The following is a 19,783-nucleotide window of genomic DNA, read 5'->3' as shown; positions in this document are numbered from 1 at the left end:
GCGCATTCAAGGGCAGGGGGCTTTTCTTTGCCCCTTCTTTTTCTCCTTCCTTTTCTTCCACCGATCGATTCGTTGAAAGGGTTTCCAGTGCGGGAAAGATCCCGGCCCAGAGCCGGAACAAGACGCCGCCGTGTGACCGGCCGGATGGGCAGAGCGGCGTCCGCCGTCATGGCCTTGGCCATCCTCGTCGGCGCGGCGGGGGAATCCGGTGCCGCCGCCTTGCCGGGGCCGGACGGCACCGCCGTACGCCGGCAGGCCATGGCCGGACCGCCGAAGCCGTCGGCAGCTCCGCCACCGGCGCGGTCCGCGCTGGACCGGCTCACCGTGGACCGCGACCGGCAACTGGTCGAGGACATCGCAGAGTTCGACGAGGAGGAGGAAGTCCGCGAGGCCGCCAAGAAGGCATTGGAGAGTACGGACCCGAACGCGGTACGGGACTTCCTGGAGCACGGTGAGGCCGAGGCGCGGCAGCGCGCCAAGGACAAGAAGGACGCGGCCGACGCCGCAAACCGCCGCAGCATCGAAGCACTGCGCGGCACCGGAGGCCCGTTCTTCAACGCGGAGGTCGAACGGGTCCTGAAGGGCACGGCCGGGGACCGCGCCGACTTCCTGGCGTTCGGCGCCGAGATCGCCCGGCAGCGGGACAAGGCCACCGAGCAGAACGAGCAGCAGCGCGCGGCGGAGAACCGCAAGCGGGTCGAGATGCTCGTCGCGGTCGGCGGCCCCGAGGTCAAGCAGGCCGCTCAGGCCGCCCTGGCCACCGGCGACGACAAGGTGATCGCCGAGTTCCTGGAGAAGGGCTACCTGATCGCCGCGCGGAAGGACGCGGACGACCGGGCGGCGCACGAGAAGGCGCAGAAGGAAGCGCTGGAGGCGGCGGAACGGCTGCGCGAGCTGGCGGCGAACGCGGCCCGCGCCGCCGAGGCCCGTACCAAGCTCATAGCCGCCCACGGCAGCGCGGTGCAGGCCCTCAAGGGCGCCGCGAACGCGATGACCGCGGCGGCCGCCCAGTCCCGCGAGGCCGACCGGATGCTCGCCGCCGACCGCGCCGGGAAGCGGCTCTCCGACTACGGACCGGTGAAGACGGAGATCGCCCGCCAGGTCGGCAACGCCGAGGAGGCCGCGCGGCAGGCGCAGGTGGCAGCGGGCCAGGCCAAGGTGCAGGCCGATGTCCTCGTCGAGACCGGGCTGACCCACGGCGCGCGGTGGTCGGACGTCGCGTCGGGCATCGCGAACGCGGCGGACGCGGCGGCCAAGGCTGCGGCGACCGCACAGCACGCGGTGGACGCGTCGGCGGCGGACGCGGCCGGGCTCAACTCCAAGAACCAGGCCGAGTTGCACGCCCAGCAGGCCGCCAAGTGGCGGGCGAACGCCGAGGAGCACGCCAGGGCGGCCGCCCGGCTCGCAGAGGCGGCGGACCGGCAGGCCAAGATCGCGGCGGACGCGGCGGCCAAGTCCCGCCAGGCCCGGATCGAGGCCGAGCAGGCCGAGAAGCAGGCGTGGGAGCACGCCAGGAAGACCCGCGAGGCGCGGATCGAGGCGCAGCGCCAGGCCAAGGTAGCCGCCGAGCAGCGCAAGATCGCCGAACGCGAGCGCGACCTGGCGGCGGCGGCCCGCGTACGGGCCGAACGGGAACGTGACGTCGCCGCCCAGGCCCGCGTGCGGGCCCAGTCCGAGGCACGCACCGCCTCGTCCAGGCGGGCCGACGCACAGGCCGCCGCCTCGGTGGCGGCGGAGAAACGGGGCAAGGCACAGACCCAGGAGGGCATCGCCGCCAAGGCCGACGGGCTGGCCCGGGGCGAGGAGAGCAAGGCCCGCAAGGCCCGTAACGACGCGGTGGAGGCCGAACGCGCCCACCAGGCGGAAGAGGCCAGGGCCAGGGCCACCGACGCGCTGGCCGCGAAGGCGAAGGGCACCGAACACGCCGAGACCGCGCGGGCCGCGGCGACCGAGGCGCGATCCGCCGCCAACGCGGCCGGAACCGCCGCCGGTACCGCCCGTACCGCGGCCGACCAGGCCTCCGCGGCGGCGATACGTTCGCGGTCGGCGGCCATCGAGGCGGCCGGAGCGGCCGCGCGTGCGCGTGCGGCGGCCAGTGAGGCCACCGCGCACGCCGCGCGGGCCAACGCCGCCGCCACCAAGGCCGAAGCAGCGGCCGCCGCGGCCAACGCGGCGGCGAACGAGGCCGAGCGCCAGGCCGCTGCCACGCACGCCGCAGCACAACGGGCCAACTCCAAGGCCGCGGAGGCCACCGCGCAGGAAGCCCGCGCCGGCATCGCCGCCCACGAAGCCTCCCGGCTGGCCGGGCTGGCCGCGACCCGGGCGAGCCAGGCCCTCCAAGCGGCCAACCGCACCCGGGAGGAAGCCGACGGCGCCACCCGCGAAGCGGCCATGGCCCGCCTACAGGCGACCACCGCGATCCAGGCCGCCGCGTCGGCCCGTACCACGGCCGCGGGCATCGCCGACCCCGCGAACACCGCCATCCTCCTCACCGCGCCGTTCACCGGCGCGGACGTGAACGCGGACTTCGCCGCGGAGGTGGCGCGGGCCTCCCTGGAGATGGGCGCGGCGGAAACCACCAAGGCCGAAGCCAGAGCGGCGGAGGCGGTCAAGGCCGCCGAAGCGGCCGAAGCCGCGGCCGCACGCGCCAACGCCGAGGTGGGCCCGGCCTTCAAGGCGGCAGCAGCCGCGGCGCGTTCCGCCGCGGACGCGGCGCGCTCCTCGGCGGCCGCGATGAAGTCCGCGGCCCAGGCAGCCGAGGACGGCGCCAAGGCACGGGCCGCCGCGGCACGGGCCAACGAGGCCGACGCCCAGGCCCAGGCCGACGCGAAACTCGCCCGCCAGTCCGCCGACCAGGCATTCGCGGACGCGGCGGCGGCACGCAACGCCGCCACCCAGGCCGAGGCCGAGGCCGAACGCGCCCGCGGCGCCGCCACCGACGCGGAGAACCAGGCAGCGGCCGCCAACAGCGCCGCCGCCCTGGCCGAGAAGGAAGCGGGCATCGCCCAGGGCGCGGCCACCCAGGCGGAGAAGGACGCGGCCGACGCCGACAAGCTGGCCGACTCCGCCGAGAAGCACGCCACCTCGGCCGAGACCGCGGCCAAGAACGCCGGCACCTACGCCAAGGAAGCGGACGAGGCCGCCAAAAGAGCCGAGGAATACGAGCGCGAGCAGCAGCGCAAGGCCAGGGAGGAGGCCGCCAGAAAGAAGGAGAAGGGCGACAGCTCGTACTCCCTGGAGGAATACGAACGCGAGGCCCTCGAAGCGGCGGGCATCACCGCCGAACAGCTGGAGGCAGCCGAGGCACTGGCACAGCAGGACTTGCTGGACTACCTGATGGACAACGGCGCCGAGATCCTCGTGGAACTCGCCGCCGAGGAAATCAAGGAGTGCTGGGACGACCCCGACATCCCGACCTGCCTGTGGGCGATCGTCACCAACCTGCCCTGGGCGAAGGCCGCCAAGCTGGTCGGCAAGCTCCCGAAGGTCGGCAAGGCCATCTGGGGCATCAACGGCTTCCTCGACAAGTCGGCCAAGGCGAAGAAGCTGGTCGACAAGAGCGAAGACGTCCTCGACAAGGCCTGGAAGAAGCTCCCGGCCTGCGTGAAGGACAAGAAGAAGAGCCTTTCCCCGGCGCGGAGTTCCGCATCATCCGTGAGTGCGGCACACCGCTCGTCCGCTCTGCCGTCCGGTGGCGGCCACGACTCGGGAGGCGTGGGCCCCAAACGCGAGGACTTCATCGCTAAGCTGGTCGGCGGAAAGGTGGCCAAGGACGCGAACGGGCAGGACATCAAGATCGAAATGCCCAACGTGGGATCGAGCGGCCTCGACGTCATCGGACCGAACGGTGAATACATCTACGTCGGCGGTGGCGCCAAGGCCAAGAACCCCTCCAAGTTCGGCAGCGCCCTCAAAATCAACAAGTACGCCGCCGACCAGGCCGGCGTGAAGGCGATCTACTACCTGGCGGACAACACGCCGGAATCGGCCATCAAGCAGGCCAAGAAGGTATTCGGAGACGAGAATGTGCACATCTTCACGCTGCCGAGCTGCTAGCCATGGCTGACGGATTCATCCGGTGGTACCGGGAATCGGCGGCCGTACCGGCCTTCGCCGAACAGACGCGGCTCTTCGCCGCACACGGCATCGCGCTCACGCACCCGGTACGGGGCAAAGCCGTGGTCCTCGACGTCGAAGGCGACGGCGTCCTCATGCACCAGGAGGAACTCGGCCGCCTTCTGGGCCTGCGCATCGCGTCCCTCACGATGCAGTGGTGGTTCTCCGCGGACATCGACGTGACCGACGAGTACGCGTACGAGCCCCTCGGCTGCGAGATCCAGACGCTGTGGCTGGACGGCCTCACACCCCAACAGGCCGACACGGTCGAGGCAGCCGTCCTCGCGGCGGCGACGGCCCTTCCGACACCGACCCGCGCCGTGATCGTCGACCGGCTGGGCGCGGATGACCCCGCCGACTGGGACTCGCCCGTCCTGTACGACGGAGAAAACCTGCCGACCGTCCACGACCGGGTATTCGCCCGTCCCCCCCTCACGCAAAAACTCCTCAAAGCCCAACCAACCCTGCTCACCAACGAAACCGCCAGCGACCTGACCGCGGTATCCCCTAGCTCTACGCACTGACACCCGAAGACAGCACACCGCACGGCGACCGACCGGGGACCGCCCTGACACGTCGGCCGCCCGCGCAACGGGGCCGGGGACTGAAGCGAGGCATCGACCTTCGCGCCAGTCCCCGGCCTGTGTCAGTTCCCGTCGCGCGCCAGCCCTCGTCGCGCGCCAGTCCCCGTCGTGCACCAGTCCCCGTCCCGCGCCAGGCCCCGTCCCGCGCCAGGTACAAGCAATTCCGCCCCTAGCTTCCCGTTCGGTCATGCTGCGGACCCGCAGGCGGAGGACGAGGGGGAGGAGGCGAAGGAGGCGGAACAGGGAACCGGGCTGCCTGCTGACGACGGAAACGCTCCAACAGCCGCAGGTTGTCCTGCTGCCGACTCCTCGTGAAACGCGGCCCGAGGGCGGCCCCAGCCAGGCACAGCAAGCCGACGAGGAAGAAGCCCACCGCGGCCGGCACCGTCTCACGCACGGCCCACGCCAGCACGAGAAAACCGGCGGCGACGCAGCAGCACAGACTGACCAGCCAAGCCGGACGCCAGGCCTCATAGGCTTCGGCCTGCCTCTGCGCACGCGCAGCGCGCTCCGGGTGGATCAGCGGCGGCCCGGTGGCCGACGGACCGTACGGAGCAGTGACGGCGCTCCACGAGCGGGCCGCCCGCACGCGCTCCAGCGTCGCTTGGGCGCGCTGCCGGGCCCCCGGGCTGTCGTCACGCGTGAAGAGCAGACGACGCTGCCCTCGTCCATACGGCTCATCGGCGCCCAGCACGTAGCCCAACTCCACACCGATCGAGACAACCCGGTCAGCACGCATCGCCCCGACGCCGGTGAGAACGACCTCGACAACCGAACCCCCATCGAAACGCGCCGCAACCCCCTCGTCTTCCACGCTCTCCCCTCCACCACCACCAGCCGCACGGCTCTTCAATATCGCGGTGCCAGTGTCCCCTGACGCGATGAGAGCTCGGGTGGGACTTTTGAACGATGTTGTACGGCGGTGAACGCGACCAGAGCTGCAACCACTGGCGGCCTACTTGCCGTGTTCCGGGCCGTACCACTGGAGGGCTTGCCCGGTCACTGAGGCGATGCACTCGAAATCGTGATCGCGATGGAGCAGGGTGAGCCCCTGCAACTCAGCGGTCGCAGCGACGACCAGGTCGACCGCTCCGGCATTTCGGTGCTTCCCCTGCTTGGTGAGGGCTTCCTGGACCTGCCAAGCGCGGTTGTAGGCGCGATCGTCGACGGGTACCCAGCCGAAGATCACCCGCATGTCCTCGATGCCGCCCGCCCGGTCGGCTGCCGACCGGGCGCTGTAGAAGAACTCGAGCTCGGTGATCGGGCAGGTCGCGATGAGTCCAGCCGCGGCGGCCTGGTCCCAGCCGTACTGCTCCGCGTCCCCGCGCATGAACCGTGCGAGCGCGCTGGTGTCGATCAGGAACTGGGCCGCGTTCACCGGCGGTAGTTCTCCTTGTTCTCGAACAGCTCCAGATCAAATACGCCGTCGCCCCCCGCGGCCCGCAGCCGGGCCAGAGCCAGAGCGCGGCGCCGGCTCTCCAGCACCTCGCGAAGAGCGGTGTTGACGGTCTCCTTCTTGGTGTTCGTCCCGAGGGCTTTCGCCACGTCCGCGACCAAGTCGTCATCCAGGTCGATAACCGTCCGACTCATATGCATCCCCCAGATATCAAATGTGGAGTCAAGTATATCTCGCGATGCGTCTTGAGGCGTGTCATCGAGCACCCCAGCCCGGCTAACGGGTCCTACGCGGGCATCACGCCGTGTGCGCGGGTACGTCGCGAAGGCGCGCCGCTGCCGAACGGGTCGGGTTCTAGTGCGGTCGGCGGGGCCGTGGGCGGCCAGTCGGCCAGCACTTCAAGGCCGGCGTCGGCGGACTTGTGTGCGACGCGGGTGACGGTGGATCGGGGGCCGCGCCGCACGACGCCCCTTCGCGAGGGCGGGACGGCAGCGGGGCCCCAGTGCGGCAGGAGCGTTCTGATGCGCACCGCGCTCCCCTGGGGGCTCGGCGATGGGGCGAAGCCGTGGTGCGCAGTGCGGCGAGCGCCGCTATGGGTGGACTACCGCTGCCTAAGGCCGTCGGGGCGAACTGCCGCAAGGTGAGCTTGGACAGGCCTCGGTGGGCGGCCAGTGCAGCCAGGAGCGCGTGTTTGTGCTGCGGACGACCAAGCAGCGGGGGCGATGAACACCCGCCCCTGATCGAGACTTCATGGGACACCACGACCTATATGGGGCATGTGACGGGCGGACAGGCCGAAGTTGCTGAAAGCATTCGTCGATTTTCTATTATCCGCCGACATGAGAAGCTCCATTCTCCACATCATCGGGATGTACGATGGAGTCTTGGATTCCCAAGACGAGCATAAGTGACTTGACTGACACGACTCGGCTATTGCCAGTCCAGAGTACTCTAAAGGGGAGGGTTCCCTTTCTGGCCATCCTTGATGCTTGCGATTCTGAAAGACCAACAACATTGGCCGCTTCGCTGAAGCCAATATATTGCGGCAGGAGATCGGAAATCTGATAGTAAAGATTCTTCCCGTCCACCCAGGATCGCCCCACCTGCGCGGGAGTAATGGTCGGGGTATCTGCCTCATCACGGCAACCACTGCGGAGTTTGTCATGAAGGATCCTGGCGTCGTCCATGGCTCCCATCCGTTGCAGTAGAGCTCCTGTGCGTTCGCCGCGAATTCTTTCATCGGCGTCCGGGTCTTGCACTGTTCCGGTGTCGATGATTGACGATGCGCGTAGCGTTGAATCCCGCTCATGCGCAACATCGACAATAAAGTACTCCGCACTTGCCGCACACGTTTCTGAGCTTCCCGCCTCCACCAGGCCGCGAGCGCCGGTGAACGCGCGAGCCATCATGGTTTCCAGGAGTTTCTTGGCGGGCGTGCCACTTGCCGTGGAAAACCACGCCTCCAAGGCGCTTTCTACCATCGCAGACCTGATGTCAGAGACCTCGTAATGCCATTTTCGTGCCAGATCTTTCGACCACCCCCCAAAGTGCGACGTCAGTAGATCCAGTAGGATCATCAGCCATTTCTCCCGATCCTGTTGGTCGCTTTCCCTCGCCAAAGTGCCCACCGACTCCCAGAGGCGCAAGCTGGCTACGGATTTCGATCGGCCAAGTTGAACATTCTTGCGCAATACCTGATATGTGGGATGGTTTTTGATTGCGCACACTTGAACATTGCCAACATGTGCGCAGATGGGCTCCCCGCCGCAGTCGCGCAGAACTCGTTCAGTGATGAGATTGAATACATCACGCATGGCTTTCCTCTCGCGCCGCCAGATCTGCCTGCGAAAAATCATGGGGCTTCGAAGTTATACCTCGGGGGGCTTCTATTGGAATCCAGCCCCATCGAGTGAAGTATGTTTGGCGGCACGGCAATGAAGGGCATGAGTAGTGGCACTCGACAGGTGGCGCTCGGCCTGCTCCATAATGAGCTCCTCGGCCTGAGGTGGCTTCTGCCTGCGCCGCGGTGAGCACGGCGACGAGTTACGCGTGCCGAGGTCACTGCGGCTGTGCCTGACCTTGAGCGCCAGCGTGAAGCCGGGACCGTGCGAAAAGTGGGGCAGCAGTGGAGCGTCCAGACGTGGCTTGAGCACTGGGTCGAGAACATCGCGAAGAAGTACGTCAGCGAGAACAGCTACGACGGCTATGAGGTGGACGTCCGGGTTCACCTTGTACCGGGCCTGGGGGCGCACAAACTGGAACGGCTGGAGCCTGAGCACCTCGAAGCGTTCTACGAGCGGATGCAGAAGAACGGGAGTTCCGCCGGCACTGCTCACCACGTTCACCGGACGATCCGTGTCGCGTTGGGTGAGGCGGTCCGTCGTGGACACATCGCCAAGAATGTCGCCGAGATCGCCAAGGCGCCGCGGCTCGAAGAGGAGGAGATCGAGCCTTACACCATCGAGGAGATTCAGAGCCTTCTGCTGACGGCCTCGAAGGCGCGCAACAGCGCCCGCTGGGTGATCGCCCTCGCCCTCGGCCTGCGTCAAGGGGAAGCGCTCGGGCTCATGTGGGAGGACGTCTACCTGGACGCTGGGTACATCCGTATCCGCAAGAACCGCTTGCGGCCCAGGTATGAGCACGGGTGTGGGGACTCCTGCGGTCGGAAGCCGGGGTACTGCCCCTCGCGTCGCCAGATCCGGCGGGAGTTCAAGAACACCAAGTCACGCGCCGGGCGGCGCACCGTGGGGCTCCCGGGTCCGCTGATCAAGTTGCTTCGGAAGCATCAGGAGGAGCAGGAGCGCGAGCGTCAGGAGATGGGGGAGGGTTGGGAGGGCAAGGGGTACGTCTTCGCCCAGCCGACCGGTGGTCCGCTCAATCCGAACACTGACTACCACCGGTGGAAGCAGCTGCTGGAGGACGCGGGCGTACGGGACGGGCGGCTTCATGACGCTCGTCACACGGCCGGCACCGTCCTCCTTCTGCTGGGAGTTCCCGACGTGATCGTTGACGCGATCATGGGCTGGGAGCCGGGTGGCTCGGCCCGGATGCGCGCTCGGTACATGCACGTGACGGGCCCGCTCCTGAAGCAGGTCGCCAATCAGGTCGGGGATGCGCTCTGGGGCGTGACCGGGCCGGAGAGCGAGGGCGGCGGGGGAGACGGCCGCTCGGGAGGCGCCTCAGCGGTCAACTGAGACGGAAACTGAGACGGACGCGACGAAGGCCCCCACCGCGAACGGTAGGGGCCTTCGACGTAGTGCCCGGTGAGGCACTGGCGGAGGATACGAGATTCGAACTCGTGAGGGGTTGCCCCCAACACGCTTTCCAAGCGTGCGCCCTAGGCCACTAGGCGAATCCTCCGCCGCAAACAATACAAGACGTTGAGGGGTGCTCGCGAACATGATCCGGCGGAGGGGGTCGGGAGGGATCTTGGAACGGGGTGGGGTCGTGTGCGGGGCGGGGGATCCGCTAGGGTTGGGCGCAGCCCCTCACGTGGCGCTATCTCACCGAACTCCCCCAGGGCCGGAAGGCAGCAAGGGTAAGTGAGCTCTGGCGGGTGCGTGGGGGGCGTTTGCGTTCCCGGGATCGGGGGCGGCCCGGTTGTCGGTGCGGGCCGATATCGTCGTATGCGTGTCGTCCCTTGCGCTGTACCGCCGCTACCGTCCCGAGACCTTCGCTCAGGTCATCGGGCAAGAGCACGTGACCGATCCGCTGCAGCAGGCCCTGCGGAACAACAGGGTCAACCACGCGTATCTGTTCAGTGGCCCGCGCGGCTGCGGCAAGACGACCAGTGCGCGGATCCTGGCGCGCTGCCTGAACTGTGAGCAAGGTCCCACTCCCGATCCGTGCGGGGAGTGCCAGTCGTGTGTGGATCTCGCCCGGAACGGGCGGGGGAGCATCGATGTGATCGAGATCGACGCCGCTTCGCACGGTGGTGTCGATGACGCGCGTGAGCTGCGGGAGAAGGCGTTCTTCGGGCCGGCCAGCAGCCGGTACAAGATCTACATCATCGACGAGGCCCACATGGTCACGTCGGCGGGCTTCAACGCGCTGCTCAAGGTGGTCGAGGAGCCGCCGGAGCATCTGAAATTTATTTTCGCGACGACCGAGCCCGAGAAGGTCATCGGGACGATCCGGTCGCGTACGCATCACTATCCGTTCCGGCTGGTGCCGCCGGGGACCCTGCGTGAGTACCTGGGTGAGGTGTGCGGGCAGGAGGCCGCCCCCGTCGAGGACGGGGTGCTGCCGCTGGTCGTGCGGGCCGGGGCCGGGTCCGTGCGGGACTCGATGTCGGTGATGGACCAGCTGCTTGCCGGGGCGAGCGACGCCGGTGTGACATATGCCATGGCCACGGCTCTGCTCGGGTACACGGACGGGTCGCTGCTGGACTCGATCGTGGAGGCGTTCGCCGCGGGGGACGGCGCGGCGGCCTTCGAGGTCGTGGACCAGGTCATCGAGGGCGGGAACGACCCGCGGCGGTTCGTGGCCGACCTGCTGGAGCGGCTGCGGGACCTGGTGATCCTGGCCGCGGTGCCGGACGCGGCGGAGAAGGGCCTGATCGATTCGCCCGCGGACGTGGTGGAGCGGATGCAGGCGCAGGCGTCGGTGTTCGGGGGTGCGGAGCTGGCGCGGGCCGCCGATCTGGTCAACACCGGATTGACGGAGATGCGCGGGGCGACCTCGCCGCGGCTCCAGCTGGAGCTGATCTGCGCGCGGGTCCTGCTGCCCGCCGCCTACGACGACGAGCGTTCCGTACAGGCGCGCCTCGACCGCCTGGAGCGTGGGGCGAGCACGGCCGGGCTGGGCCTCGGCGGGCCGCCGGTGACGACGGGGGTCGGTGGGCCGGAGGTCGAGTACGTGCCGGGGCCGGGCGCCCACGCGGTCGCGCCGCCGGTGGGGCCGCCTGCCGGATCGCCCGTGGGGCAGCCTGCTGGGCCGCCCGCCGGACCGGCGGGTCCCGCTGCCGCGCGTGCCGCGGTGCGGGGGATGGGGGCCGGTGCAGGGGCAGGGGCGGCGGCTGGTGCTGGTGTTGCTGCTGGTTCGGATGCCGGGGCCGGTGTCGGTGCCGGGGCTGGTGCGGCTGGGGCTTCCGGGGCTGATGTGCCGGGCGCGGCTCCTGGTGGTCAGCAGGTCGAGTCCGCGGCTGTGGAGTCCGCGGCTGCGCCGGGGGCTTGGCCGGGGGCCGGAAATGCTGCTGCCGGTACGGGTACGGGTACAGGTGCGGGCGGAGCAGGCGCTGGTGCTGGAGCAGGCGCTGGTTCTGGAGCTGGTGCTGGTGCTGGTGCTGAGCAGTCTGTGCAGCCTGGGGCCTGGCCCGGACAGGGCGGGAGTCAGGGCGCCGGGCAGCGGCAGCCGGGTGCCTGGCCGGGGCAGCAGGCTGCTGGAGGCGCCGCCGCGGCCGGGCGGCAGCCTGGTGGGTGGCCCACCGCCGCGGCGCCGGGGCAAGGCGGCCCTGGAGGCCCCGGAGGCCCCGGTGGAGGCGCGCCGTCCGCTTCGGGGCAGTCCGTACCCGTACAGCACGGGCAGCAGCCTCAGCAGGCCCAGCAGCCCGCGCAGGGCGGCGGGGGCATGATGCAGGGGGCCGCGCAGGTGCGGCAGCTGTGGCCAGAGATTCTGGAGGCGGTGAAGGGCCGGCGGCGCTTCACCTGGATCCTGCTCAGCCAGAACGCGCAGGTCGCCGGGTTCGACGGCACGACGCTGCAGATCGGCTTCCCCAACGCCGGAGCCCGCGACAGCTTCGCCAACGGCGGCAGTGAGGACGTACTGCGGCAGGCGCTGGCCGAGAAATTCAACGTGCAGTGGAAGGTCGAGGCGATCGTCGATCCGTCCGGGGGCACCAATCCCCCCGGCGGCGGCCCCGGCGGTGGCGCTCCGCAGGGCGGCTTCGGTGGCAGCGGTGGCGGCTTCGGCGGTGGCGGCGGCTTCGGTGGCGGGCCCTCCGGCGCTCCGGCGCAGGGCGGTGGCCAGGGCGGGCCGGGCGGTCCGTCCGGCGGCGCACAGGACGGCGGCTCCGGGTACGACGCCGGTGGCGGTGCGACGGGCGGCGGTCAGGGCGCTCAGATGGCGCGGCAGGCGGTGGCGCCGACGGGGGCCGCGGCAGGCGGTGGTGGTTACGGAGCCGGTGCCGGTCATGCCGGAACCGGAAGTGGCGGGAACGGCGGTTCCGGCGGGTCCTACGGGTCCGGGGCCGGTGCTTCGGGGCCCGCGGGCGGCGGCGCCGCGGAGTCCGCGTACCGGGAGCCGGAGCCCGCGCCGGTGTCGATCGAGGACGACATGCCGGCCGAGGACGACCCCGACCTCGTCGACTCCGCGCTGAGCGGGCACGACCTGATCGTCCGCGAGCTGGGCGCGACGGTGGTCGAGGAGTTCAACAACGAGTACTGACGAGTACTGACGGGTACCGGTGGGTGCTGACGGGTACTGATGGATGCCGGCGGGCGCCGGTGCGGGCCGACGGGCGTCGGCGAGTGCTGAGGTGGGGCGCGGCCGGTGGGGCGATGGGCGGCCGGCGCGGGTGGCCGGGCGTACAGCCGTGCTCCTCCGTACGGCGTAGGGCGTGGCGACGTTCGAGCACGTAGGCTCGGGCTACCGCACCAATCGTTGTCGTACGGCAGGAGTCACGTAGTGATCCCCGGTGGTCAGCCCAACATGCAGCAGCTGCTCCAGCAGGCCCAGAAGATGCAGCAGGATCTCGCGGAGGCCCAGCAGGAGCTGGCCGAAACCCCCGTCGAGGGCTCGGCGGGAGGCGGCCTGGTCAAGGCGACCGTGAACGGCTCCGGCGAGCTCAAGGGCCTGGTCATCGACCCCAGGGCGGTGGACCCCGAGGCGGGGACCGCCGAGGAGAACGCCGAGACCCTCGCGGACCTCGTCCTGGCCGCGGTACGGGACGCCAACGCCAGTGCGCAGCAGCTGCAGCAGGAGAAGCTCGGCCCGCTCGCGCAGGGGCTGGGCGGCGGGGGCATCCCCGGTCTTCCCTTCTGAGCCACCAGGCGGAGAGGCGCGGCCCCGGCCCGGCCCCGGCAGGGTTCGCGACCGGTTCCGGCCGAGGCCTCAGGGCCGGTCACACCGGCTCCGCCTCCGGACTCGGCTCCGGCTCCGGTCGCGGGACTCCCGTTCCGGGGTTTCGGGGCCGAAGCCGGGGCCGAAGTCTTCAAAAATGGGGCTCCCTTTCCGGGGAGCAGCCAACTAGCGTACGCAGCACGGCAGAAGAGAGAGAAGACGTTCCGTGTATGAAGGCGTGGTCCAGGATCTGATCGACGAGCTGGGCAGGCTGCCCGGCGTCGGTCCCAAGAGCGCGCAGCGGATCGCCTTCCACATCCTTCAGGCCGAGCCGACCGACGTCCGCCGGCTCGCGAACGCGCTGATGGAGGTCAAGGCGAAGGTCCGGTTCTGCAGCGTGTGCGGCAATGTCGCGCAGGACGAGCAGTGCCGGGTCTGCCTGGACCCGCGCCGCGATCCGGCGGTCATCTGTGTCGTCGAGGAACCCAAGGACGTCGTGGCGATCGAGCGGACGCGCGAGTTCCGCGGCCGCTACCACGTGCTCGGCGGGGCGATCAGCCCGATCGAGGGCGTGGGCCCCGACGACCTGCGGATACGGGAACTCCTGGCCCGGCTCGCGGACGGCACGATCACCGAGCTGATTCTGGCCACCGACCCGAACCTGGAGGGCGAGGCCACGGCCACGTACCTCGCGCGTATGGTCAAGCCGATGGGCCTTCGGGTGACGCGGCTGGCCAGCGGTCTGCCCGTCGGGGGCGATCTGGAGTATGCCGACGAGGTCACGCTCGGGCGGGCCTTCGAAGGGAGGAGACTTCTCGATGTCTGATGCCACGCTGCACGACGCGACGCGGAACCCGGACGATTTCGCCGTACAGATCTCCGACTCGATCGAGAGCTTCATCGTCGCGGTCACCGAGGTGGCCAAGGGCGACGAGCCGGACAGTGCCGTGCCGTTCCTGCTGCTGGAGGTCTCCCAGCTGCTGCTGACCGGCGGCCGTCTGGGGGCGCACGAGGACATCGTGCCGGACGAGCGGTACGAGCCCGATGTCGGCCCGGAACCGGACGTCGACGAGCTGCGGGAGCGCTTCGCGCGGCTGCTGGACCCGGTGGACGTGTACTCCGAGGTCTTCGACCCGTACGTACCGCGCAGCGCGCCCGTCGCGTGCCGGATCTCCGACGACCTGGCGGACCTCATCACGGATCTGCGGCACGGCCTGGCGCACTACCGCGCCGGCCGGGTCAGCGAGGCGCTGTGGTGGTGGCAGTTCTCGTACCTGTCGAACTGGGGACCGACGGCGAGCGCGGCGCTTCGCGCGTTGCAGTCGCTGGTCGCCCACGTACGGCTGGACCAGCCGCTGGACGAGCTGGACGGCCTGGACACGGACAGCGACGCGGCGGACGGCGGCGAGGAGCGGCTCGCCGAGGAGGCCGGCAAGGTCATGGCGGCGGAGATCGCCGGGCCGCTGGGGCTGCGCGGGGTGTGAGGGCCGCAGGGCCGTCCGCGAGCGCGTGAGGCGGGGCTGTCCGGCCGTGTAGGTGTGAGAAGGCACGGCGGCCGGGTACGCGTCCCGCGGCGCCCCGATCAGGGCCGGGTCCGGTGTGACCTGGGTTACCTTTCCGTGTGCCCTTGTGAGAAGCGGGCATGTGCTGGCCGAGCGGGCGCAACGGCGCGCCCACGCCGTTCCACGAACGTTCGTGACGTGAGCGCTATGTCTCACCATGTGGTATTGGCGAGGCGGATTCCGCCTGCTCGTTAGACTGAGCCGACCGCAGTACCCCCATGTCAGGGGGTCCGGGAGGAAACTCCCGAAGAGACAGTTGCGAGGAGCGCACGTGGGCCTTGTCGTGCAGAAGTACGGCGGCTCATCCGTTGCGGATGCCGAGGGCATCAAGCGCGTCGCCAAGCGAATCGTCGAGGCCAAGAAGAACGGCAACCAGGTGGTTGTGGTGGTCTCCGCGATGGGCGACACGACGGACGAGCTGATCGATCTCGCTCAGGAAGTGTCCCCGATCCCGTCGGGGCGCGAGTTCGACATGCTGCTGACCGCCGGAGAGCGGATCTCCATGGCCTTGCTGGCGATGGCGATCAAAAACCTCGGTCACGAGGCGCAGTCCTTCACCGGAAGCCAGGCCGGTGTCATCACCGACTCCGTGCACAACAAAGCACGGATCATCGATGTCACGCCGGGCCGCATCAAGACGTCCGTGGACGAGGGCAACATCGCCATCGTCGCCGGTTTCCAGGGCGTCTCCCAGGACAAGAAGGACATCACCACGCTGGGGCGGGGCGGCTCGGACACCACCGCCGTCGCACTGGCCGCGGCGCTGGACGCGGATGTCTGCGAGATCTACACCGACGTGGACGGCGTCTTCACCGCCGACCCCCGGGTCGTGAAGAAGGCCCGGAAGATCGACTGGATCTCCTTCGAGGACATGCTGGAGCTGGCCAGCTCCGGTTCCAAGGTGCTGCTGCACCGCTGCGTCGAGTACGCCCGCCGTTACAACATCCCGATCCACGTCCGCTCGTCCTTCTCCGGACTGCGCGGCACCTGGGTCAGCAACGAACCGCAAGGGGACCAGCCCATGGAGCAGGCGATCATCTCGGGCGTCGCACACGACACCTCCGAGGCGAAGGTCACGGTCGTCGGCGTTCCGGACAAGCCGGGCGAGGCGGCGACGATCTTCCGTGCCATCGCGGACTCCGAGGTCAACATCGACATGGTCGTACAGAACGTGTCGGCCGCCTCGACGGGTCTGACCGACATCTCCTTCACGCTGCCGAAGGACGAGGGCCGCAAGGCCGTCACGGCGCTGGAGCGGACCAAGGCGTCGGTGGGCTTCGACTCGCTGCGCTACGACGACCAGATCGCCAAGATCTCGCTGGTCGGCGCGGGTATGAAGACCAACCCCGGCGTGACGGCGACCTTCTTCGAGGCGCTGTCCAACGCGGGCGTGAACATCGAGCTGATCTCGACATCCGAGATCCGTATCTCGGTCGTCACCCGCGCCGACGACGTCAAGGAAGCCGTGCAGGCCGTGCACAGCGCCTTCGGCCTGGACAGCGAGAGCGACGAGGCCGTGGTGTACGGCGGCACCGGTCGATGACCACACCCTTCTCGGGTACGGCTACGGGTCGCGTGGGTGACCGCGCGGCCCGTAAGCCGCATCTGGCCGTCGTCGGCGCCACCGGCGCCGTCGGCTCGGTGCTGCTCGGCATCCTCTCCGAGCGGGCCGACATCTGGGGCGAGATCCGGCTGCTGGCCTCTCCCCCGAGCTCTCAGCTGCGTTCGAGCAGGGGGGATCCCCATCGCTCAGTTGGCCGCAAGCTGACCGTACGGGGCGAGGAGGTCGAGGTCCTCGCGCTGACCGAGGAAGCCTTCGACGGCATCGACATCGCGATGTTCGACGTGCCGGACGAGGTCTCCGCGCAGTGGGCGCCGATCGCCGCCGCCAAGGGCGCGGTGGTCGTGGACAACTCCGCGGCGTTCCGGATGGACCCGGACGTGCCGCTGGTGGTCCCCGAGGTCAACGCGCACGCGGCGCGGGTCCGCCCGCGCGGCATCGTCGCCAACCCGAACTGCACGACCCTGTCGATGATCGTCGCGCTGGGCGCCCTGCACGCCGAGTACGGGCTCAGCGAGCTGATCGTCTCCTCGTACCAGGCCGTCTCCGGCGCGGGCAAGGACGGCGTCGACGCGCTGCGTTCCCAGCTCGCCGCGGTCTCCGGTACGGAACTGGGCACCGCGCCCGGTGACGTACGGCGGGCCATGGGCGACACGCTCGGCCCGTTCCCGGCGCCGGTCGCGCTCAACGTCGTGCCGTGGGCCGGGTCCCTCCAGGAGGACGGCTGGTCCTCGGAGGAGCTCAAGGTCCGCAACGAGTCGCGGAAGATCCTGGGGCTGCCCGATCTGCGGGTCAGCGCGACCTGTGTACGGGTCCCCGTGATCACCACGCACTCGCTGACCGTGCACGCGCGCTTCGAGAACGAGGTCACGGTCGCCGGGGCGCACGAGATCCTGGCGTCCGCGCCGGGCGTCATCGTCTGCGACGACCCGGAGACCGGCGAGTTCCCCACGCCCGCCGACGTGGTCGGTACGGATCCGACCTGGGTCGGGCGGGTACGGCGGGCCCTGGACGACCCCCGGGCGCTGGAGCTCTTCGTGTGCGGGGACAACCTGCGCAAGGGCGCGGCGCTGAACACCGCGCAGATCGCCGAGGTGGTCGCGGCGGAGATGACGCTGTAGGGCGGGACGGGCAGGGCAGGTAGCACGGGCAAGACAGGTAGGACGGGCAGGACAGGGGAAGGCGGCGGGGCAGGCATGAGGGGCGCGGCGAGCGGTTTCCGGAGCCAGGCACGTGGTCCCCGGAGCCCGGCGCGCGGTGTCCGGGGCCGGTGTGCGACGCTCGATGGCCGGGAAGCGTCGTTCCTGGCAGAGAGGCGCCATTTTGGGGCGGGTACTGACCCGATTGGTGCTGCCGCTGATCCGCTCAGGGGATACCTTGTGAGTTGTGTGAAGGTCCTGTGAGCGACTCGTTGGTCCAAACCACTTGAACTGGCCCGACGCCGTGTTCGACTATTCGCTCCCCCCTTACTGCAACCGGTAGTTGGGCGGGGGGCGTCTTTGTGGCCGCCCTCAAGGGTGTCCAGGGACCTGCGGGACAAATGGGGTATTGGGGAAGAGCTGGTACGCATGAGGGCATTTGACCCGCCGTCAAAGACGGTGTCGTGCGCGTACAACCCTGATGGGGGGAAGCGTGTCCAACAGGCGTGGCAGAGGTATTCGGTATCGCGATTGCCCCAGGGGGCTCCGGCGGCACGGCAGTGCGGCCGTTGCGGCCCCGCATGCCCGGGGGTATGCCGGTGATCGCCCCGTGGCCCGCCGCGCAGCCCGCGCAGATCTCCTCTCAGCGTGGGGACACTGACGACGCGATGGCTGCGGGCACGACTGTCGACCATCTCACCGAGACCTACCGCGCGCACTACCGATCACTGCTGGGCCTGGCCGCGCTGCTGCTGGACGACACCGCCTCGTGCGAGGACGTCGTCCAGGAAGCCTTCATCCGGGTGCACTCCGCCCGGGGCCGGGTGCGCGATCCCGAGAAGACCCTCGCCTATCTGCGCCAGACAGTCGTCAATCTCTCCCGTTCGGCGCTGCGCCGCCGCATTCTCGGACTGAAGCTGCTCTCCAAGCCGATGCCCGACATGGCGAGCGCCGAGGAAGGCGCGTACGACCTCCTGGAGCGCGACCAATTGATCAAGGCGATGCGGGGGTTGCAGCGTCGCCAGCGCGAGGTCCTGGTCCTGCGGTACTTCGCGGACATGACCGAGGCCCAGGTCGCCGAGACGTTGGGGATATCGCTCGGTTCGGTGAAGGCGTACGGCTCACGGGGTATCGCGGCGCTGCGCGTCGCCATGGAGGCTCCCGCATGAGTGGCAAGCAGTTCGGCCCGTACGACCCGCAGGATCCGTACGACCCGCAGGACCGACAGGACTCGCAGGACCGACAGGACTCGCAGAACCCGAAGGACCGGCACGACCCGCAGGACGGCCCGGACGGCCGGGACGGCCCGAACAGCCCGGACGGCCAAAGCAGCCCGGACGGCCAGGACGCCGGTACCGGCGGCGCCACCGGCGAGGACGAGTTGCGGCGGCTGCTGCACTCCGTCGTCGACGACCTGGAACCCGCCCCCGACTCGCTCGAACAGCTGCGCCGCGCGGTCCCGGCCCGGCGACGGCGCCGCCGCCACGCCGTGGTCGGCGCTGCCGCGGCCATCCTGCTCGGCGGCACGTCCATCCCCGCGATGGTGCATGTGGCCGACTTCGCCGACGGCCCCGAGGACCGCCCCGCCAACGCCGCCAGTACGCAGCGCACACCGGGCAGCAGCACCGAGGGCACGCACGGCGAGGGCACGGAGCACAGCGGCAAGCCGCCCGCCGGGCACGGCGGCAAGAAGGCCGGCGAAGAGGGCAGGCCCACCGGTCCCGGCAAGGGCCCGGACAAGAACGGCAAGCCGCCCGGCACGAGCACCGGCACGGCGCCCTACCCGTCCGGGACGATGGACGTCACCTCGCCCGCCTGTTCGCGCACCCAGCTTGGCAACGGTGTCAGCTCGGTCGGCCCCGCCGACTCGGCGGGCCGCGTCTACGGCTCGTTCCGGGTGGTGAACACCTCCGACTCCGCGTGCTCGGTCGAGGGCGGCGGCGAGGTCGGCGTACTCGCCCAGGGCGGTACGGACAGCTCGCGCGTCAGTGTCGTCGACCACACGGCGGGCGACGCGGCCCCCGGCCTGCCCGACCCGATCACGACCCCGGACCAGCTGGTGCTCAAGCCGGGCCAGGCGTACGAGGTCAAGTTCGCGTGGGTCCCGAAGGAGGGCGGCGGTACGACCGGCTGCTCCGCGCCGCCCCCGTCGCCGAGCCCGTTGCCTTCCAAGGCACCCGGTGAGACGTCGCCGGGCGCTTCGTCATCGTCCTCCGGCGAGGGCGGTGGCGGGAGCACCACGGGTGGCGGCCAGGCCGGCGGCGACGACGGGTCCCCGGGCAGCGGCGGCTCCAACCCGCCGGGCAGCGTCGTGCTCAACCACACGCCGGAGGCCGGTCAGCCCGCGGCGGCGGACGCCAAGATCCCGGAGGCCTGCGCCGGAACGGTCTACCGCACCGAGGCCCTGCCGACGCAGTGACGGTCGG

The 19,783-nt window shown here is 69.9% G+C and carries 15 protein-coding genes, 1 tRNA gene and 1 other RNA gene; 12 read left to right on the top strand and 5 right to left on the bottom strand.

All coding sequences use genetic code 11. From position 1 onward, the window contains the following. Window positions 1-168 precede the first annotated feature (168 nt). Both A6A06_RS28655 and A6A06_RS28650 read left to right on the top strand, forming a co-directional pair. Complete coding sequence (locus A6A06_RS28655; protein WP_242441001.1) at window positions 169-4,056, top strand: hypothetical protein; 3,888 nt, start codon at window positions 169-171, stop codon at window positions 4,054-4,056. 2 nt (window positions 4,057-4,058) lie between these two features. After that, window positions 4,059-4,640 (top strand): hypothetical protein, encoded by a 582-nt coding sequence (locus tag A6A06_RS28650; protein ID WP_073764911.1) that lies wholly within the window; start codon window positions 4,059-4,061, stop codon window positions 4,638-4,640. Window positions 4,641-4,869: 229 nt separating this feature from the next. On the opposite strand, the gene A6A06_RS28645 is transcribed toward A6A06_RS28650, so the two are convergent. The 4 genes from A6A06_RS28645 to A6A06_RS42180 form a co-directional block, all read right to left on the bottom strand. Next, window positions 4,870-5,514, bottom strand: coding sequence for a hypothetical protein (locus tag A6A06_RS28645; protein WP_073764909.1), 645 nt, complete (start codon window positions 5,512-5,514; stop codon window positions 4,870-4,872). Between the two features lie 141 nt (window positions 5,515-5,655). Further along, entirely contained in the window at window positions 5,656-6,078 is a 423-nt protein-coding gene (locus A6A06_RS28640) for a PIN domain nuclease (protein ID WP_073764907.1), read from the bottom strand. Next, window positions 6,075-6,290, bottom strand: a complete 216-nt coding sequence (locus A6A06_RS28635; RefSeq protein ID WP_073764905.1) for a type II toxin-antitoxin system VapB family antitoxin — start codon at window positions 6,288-6,290, stop codon at window positions 6,075-6,077. The genes A6A06_RS28640 and A6A06_RS28635 overlap by 4 nt, the downstream gene beginning before the upstream one ends. 633 nt (window positions 6,291-6,923) lie before the next feature. Continuing rightward, a complete protein-coding gene (locus A6A06_RS42180; protein WP_199931238.1) occupies window positions 6,924-7,910 on the bottom strand; it encodes a hypothetical protein in 987 nt (328 codons plus the stop codon). Window positions 7,911-8,210: 300 nt separating this feature from the next. On the opposite strand from A6A06_RS42180, the gene A6A06_RS28630 reads away from it, so the two are divergent. Beyond that, window positions 8,211-9,290, top strand: a complete 1,080-nt coding sequence (locus A6A06_RS28630; RefSeq protein ID WP_338015961.1) for a tyrosine-type recombinase/integrase — start codon at window positions 8,211-8,213, stop codon at window positions 9,288-9,290. Between the two features lie 78 nt (window positions 9,291-9,368). Here the strand turns inward: A6A06_RS28630 and A6A06_RS28625 are convergent. Beyond that, a tRNA-Ser gene (locus A6A06_RS28625) sits at window positions 9,369-9,456 on the bottom strand. A gap of 119 nt (window positions 9,457-9,575) precedes the next feature. Here A6A06_RS28625 and ffs point away from each other — a divergent pair. The 9 genes from ffs (at window position 9,576) to A6A06_RS28580 (ending at window position 19,776) form a co-directional block, all read left to right on the top strand. Then, window positions 9,576-9,674: signal recognition particle sRNA small type (gene ffs / locus A6A06_RS28620), an RNA gene on the top strand. Between the two features lie 52 nt (window positions 9,675-9,726). After that, a complete protein-coding gene (locus A6A06_RS28615; protein WP_199931237.1) occupies window positions 9,727-12,480 on the top strand; it encodes a DNA polymerase III subunit gamma and tau in 2,754 nt (917 codons plus the stop codon). Window positions 12,481-12,720: 240 nt separating this feature from the next. Further along, window positions 12,721-13,077, top strand: a complete 357-nt coding sequence (locus A6A06_RS28610; RefSeq protein ID WP_073764903.1) for a YbaB/EbfC family nucleoid-associated protein — start codon at window positions 12,721-12,723, stop codon at window positions 13,075-13,077. Between the two features lie 244 nt (window positions 13,078-13,321). Beyond that, window positions 13,322-13,921, top strand: coding sequence for a recombination mediator RecR (gene recR, locus A6A06_RS28605; RefSeq protein ID WP_003984655.1), 600 nt, complete (start codon window positions 13,322-13,324; stop codon window positions 13,919-13,921). Further along, complete coding sequence (locus A6A06_RS28600) at window positions 13,914-14,579, top strand: DUF5063 domain-containing protein (protein WP_073764901.1); 666 nt, start codon at window positions 13,914-13,916, stop codon at window positions 14,577-14,579. Before recR ends, A6A06_RS28600 begins: the two co-directional genes overlap by 8 nt. A 349-nt stretch (window positions 14,580-14,928) precedes the next feature. Further along, window positions 14,929-16,200: an aspartate kinase gene (locus tag A6A06_RS28595; RefSeq protein WP_073764899.1), complete on the top strand. Its 1,272-nt coding sequence runs from the start codon at window positions 14,929-14,931 to the stop codon at window positions 16,198-16,200. Next, window positions 16,197-17,339, top strand: a complete 1,143-nt coding sequence (locus A6A06_RS28590; RefSeq protein WP_073764897.1) for an aspartate-semialdehyde dehydrogenase — start codon at window positions 16,197-16,199, stop codon at window positions 17,337-17,339. Before A6A06_RS28595 ends, A6A06_RS28590 begins: the two co-directional genes overlap by 4 nt. 611 nt (window positions 17,340-17,950) lie before the next feature. Beyond that, on the top strand, window positions 17,951-18,526 hold the full coding sequence (locus A6A06_RS28585; RefSeq protein WP_338015960.1) for a SigE family RNA polymerase sigma factor: 576 nt from the start codon (window positions 17,951-17,953) through the stop codon (window positions 18,524-18,526). After that, window positions 18,523-19,776, top strand: a complete 1,254-nt coding sequence (locus tag A6A06_RS28580) for a DUF4232 domain-containing protein (protein WP_073764895.1) — start codon at window positions 18,523-18,525, stop codon at window positions 19,774-19,776. Before A6A06_RS28585 ends, A6A06_RS28580 begins: the two co-directional genes overlap by 4 nt. Window positions 19,777-19,783 lie beyond the last annotated feature (7 nt).

The organism is Streptomyces sp. CB02923, from assembly GCF_001905005.1.
Classification (GTDB): Bacteria; Actinomycetota; Actinomycetes; order Streptomycetales; family Streptomycetaceae; genus Streptomyces.
This window is presented reverse-complemented; position numbering and strand designations above follow the sequence as displayed.